Below are 2,941 nucleotides of genomic sequence, written 5' to 3' on the forward strand. Positions count from 1 at the left end.
CCATGCTGACCTGCCGGCAGCGACCTATGGGCAGCTGAAGCGCCACCTGGAATGGGATGGCTACCGCCTGGACGCTACGGGACGGCTGCGCACCCCGCCAGCCGCCGAGCTCGATGCGCTACCCCTGGCCGCCTTGGATGACCCAGCGGCCATCTACGACCACATCGACCGCATTGGGCGGGTCATGGACACCGACCCGGCCCAGGCGATCAGCGGCGCCCGAGCCCTGATCGAGGCGACCACCAAGCTCGTCCTCAACCAGCTGGGCGTCGCCTACGACGAGCACGCCGACGTGCCGGCGCTGGTCAAGGCGGCCCAGAAGGCGCTGGGGCTGCATCCTGAAACCTTGGCCCCGACTGGCAAGGGCAGCGAGACGGTGCGCCGGATCCTGTCCAACCTCAGCCAGGTCGCGGTGGGGGTCGCCGAGTTGCGCAACCAGTACGGGCCCGACCACGGCCGCACCCAAGTCACGGTGCTGTCCCCGCGTCACGCCCACCTGGCGGTCGGCTGCGCCAGCACCTATAGCCGCCTCCTGCTGGAGACCCTGGCTGACCCTGACGCCCCATGGAGGCGTGCCGCCGCCTCACCCTAGCTTCCTGACCCCACAAGAGAAGGCTCGGGCGATTCCGCAGGAACGTCCGGACTGACAGACTGCCGAAGGTACGCAGATGAATGGTCGACGACGGTGGATGGCTGCCATGATCACGACGAGCTGCACCACTCACAGGATCGACCTGCGATGACCAACCGTGACCTGGCGAACGCAACCGGGCTGGCCGCATGGATCGTCGCCAACGATTACCGCCCCCATATGACCCGCAAGATGGTCCTGCGACTGGCGCAGACCGACCCGAAGGCACCCAAGCCGGTGCCAAGCGCCGGCTCCGAGACCGTCTACTCGCTGTCCCAGTGGCACTGCTACCTCGACCCCACCGCCGATCCCAGCCAGGCCCACCGGTATCTCGGCACCGAAGCTCACCCGGACTTGGTGGACGCAGACGAGATGGCGCGACGCACGGTCGCCGACGGGTACGCGCCGACCATGAGCCGACAGCGGGTGCTGTGGCTGGCCAGGACTGACCCCGACTTCCCCGACACCCTAACCGTCGGTGAGGAGAACCAGGAGAAGTTGTGGTCCCGGACCGAGGTGGAGCCCTACTGGCAGGCAAGGGCGTACCCACCATCCGCATGGGTCACCGCTGGCCGCCGGATTGCTCCATCCCAACCCGACGCGGTCGCGGCCGCACCGGAGGTGGTGACGGCAGAGGTGGCGGCGCAGCGCCTGGTCGACCACGGCTATGTGGCTGCCGCCAGCCGCCGCCAGCTCCTCGCACTCGCCCAGCGAGACCCGAGCTTCCCGGCTTCGCTGCCCACGTCCCGCCGCCGGGACCAGCTGTGGTTATGGGCTGGGCAACTTGTCCCTCATTTCGCAGCGGCCGCCGATCCGGATCTTCTGCACATTGAGGCGATCGCCGAGCGGGTGATCCGGATCGGGTACGGGCGGACGATGACCCTGCGGCGGGTGGAGTGGCTGGCGGTCCACGATCCCCGGTGGCCGACACCATTGACGAGCGGCCCGTCCAACAAGGAGACGCTGTGGTCGTGGGCGCTGCAGCTGCATCCTTACTTCAACCCGGCCGCCGGCCCAGGGTTAGAGCTGGACCCGGCGGCCGGGCCCGCACTGGTGAACTGGAAACAGATGGCCCGTCGGCTGGTGGAATGCGGCTATGCGGAGACCATGACGCCCCAGCGGCTCTACCGCCTGGCCGCCCGGGATTCCCGGTTCCCGCGGCCGATTCCCAGCGCCGGCAAGGAGAAACTGTGGTGGTGGCGGCACTGGCAACTCGTGCCCTACTTCTTCCCAGAGGCCGAGCCGGACCTGGTCGATGCCTGGGGGACCGCCGAGCGGGCCGTTCGGGCAGGCTACGCCAAGTCCATAAGCCGCCAGCGTATCCGCGAGCTGTCCCGCCTGGACCCGCTGTTTCCCAGGTCCCTGCCGTCCGTCGGTATCGAGCAGCCGTGGTCATGGAATCTGCAATTGGAGCCGTATTTCCGGTTGCTCTATGACCCGAGGGCCCTTTCCAGGAGGTTCGGTCTCCGTCAGCCGTCCAAGCAGGCACAGCCTAGATCAGCCAGACGCGCCCCAGACGGTGATCGGCTCGTTCATGTGAGGATTGAGCGATTGACCGCCCGTGAGGTCGAGGTGCTCCAGCTGGCCGCCGCCGGCGAGAGCAACACCAGCATTGGCCATGCCCTTCGGCTCGCCCCTGCGACCGTGGAATCGCGTCTGGCGCGCATCTACGTCAAGCTCGACGTCCGCGACCGGGCTGAGGCTGCCTCGCTGTGGCTAGAGACCAGAACCGCGGCGACGTCGTGACCTGGCCAAGGAGCAGTGGGGACCGTGGTACCCGGTCACCGGTACCAGCGCAGGATTTCACGGGCCTTATCCTTGGCGTGCTGGCGGATCTCCTTGGCGATCTTGTCCCGCGCTTTGGCGGTGGGCGCGTGCAGCAGCCGCTGGGCATTGTCCCAGGCGAGTTCCCGCCAGGCGAAGATGTCCAGGTCGGCGGTGGGCGGAACGACCTCAGAGAACAGCCCCGGGCAGAGCACCCGCTGGATCTCCGGGTAGACGACCGGTCGGGTGCGGAACGCCAGCACGTCGTCCACGTGCTTGTGGTCCGGGTAGGTGTAGCGCGCACCCATGTCCTCGACCATGAAGGCCAGGTCGTTGTTGATGTGGGCGTTGATGCCCAAGTAGATCAGCTGGGTGCAGTTGAGCCGGTCGGGCTTGGCGCGGAAGGCGATCCGCCACGCCGGGTCGACCTCTCGGAGGTCGCTGCGCTGCCAGGCCGCATAGGCGTCCAGGTAGTAGTCGGCGAAGGTCGGGATGACCTCGGTGTCCCAGAAGGTCGGGTCGGAGAACTCACCAGCGTTATTGGCG

The 2,941-nt window shown here is 67.7% G+C and carries 3 protein-coding genes; 2 read left to right on the forward strand and 1 reads right to left on the reverse strand.

What is annotated here, in order from left to right:
* Positions 1–592: abortive infection family protein (locus VF468_17145; GenBank protein HEX5880020.1), on the forward strand; the 592-nt coding region annotated here is incomplete at its 5' end.
* Between the two features lie 147 nt (positions 593–739).
* Positions 740–2,377, forward strand: a complete 1,638-nt coding sequence (locus VF468_17150) for a helix-turn-helix transcriptional regulator (protein ID HEX5880021.1) — start codon at positions 740–742, stop codon at positions 2,375–2,377.
* A gap of 35 nt (positions 2,378–2,412) precedes the next feature.
* Here the strand turns inward: VF468_17150 and VF468_17155 are convergent.
* Positions 2,413–2,941, reverse strand: a 529-nt coding sequence (locus tag VF468_17155) for a DUF5995 family protein (GenBank protein HEX5880022.1), incomplete at its 5' end; no start/stop codon positions are given.

Source organism: Actinomycetota bacterium (assembly GCA_036280995.1).
In the GTDB taxonomy this organism is placed as follows: domain Bacteria; phylum Actinomycetota; class CALGFH01; order CALGFH01; family CALGFH01; genus CALGFH01.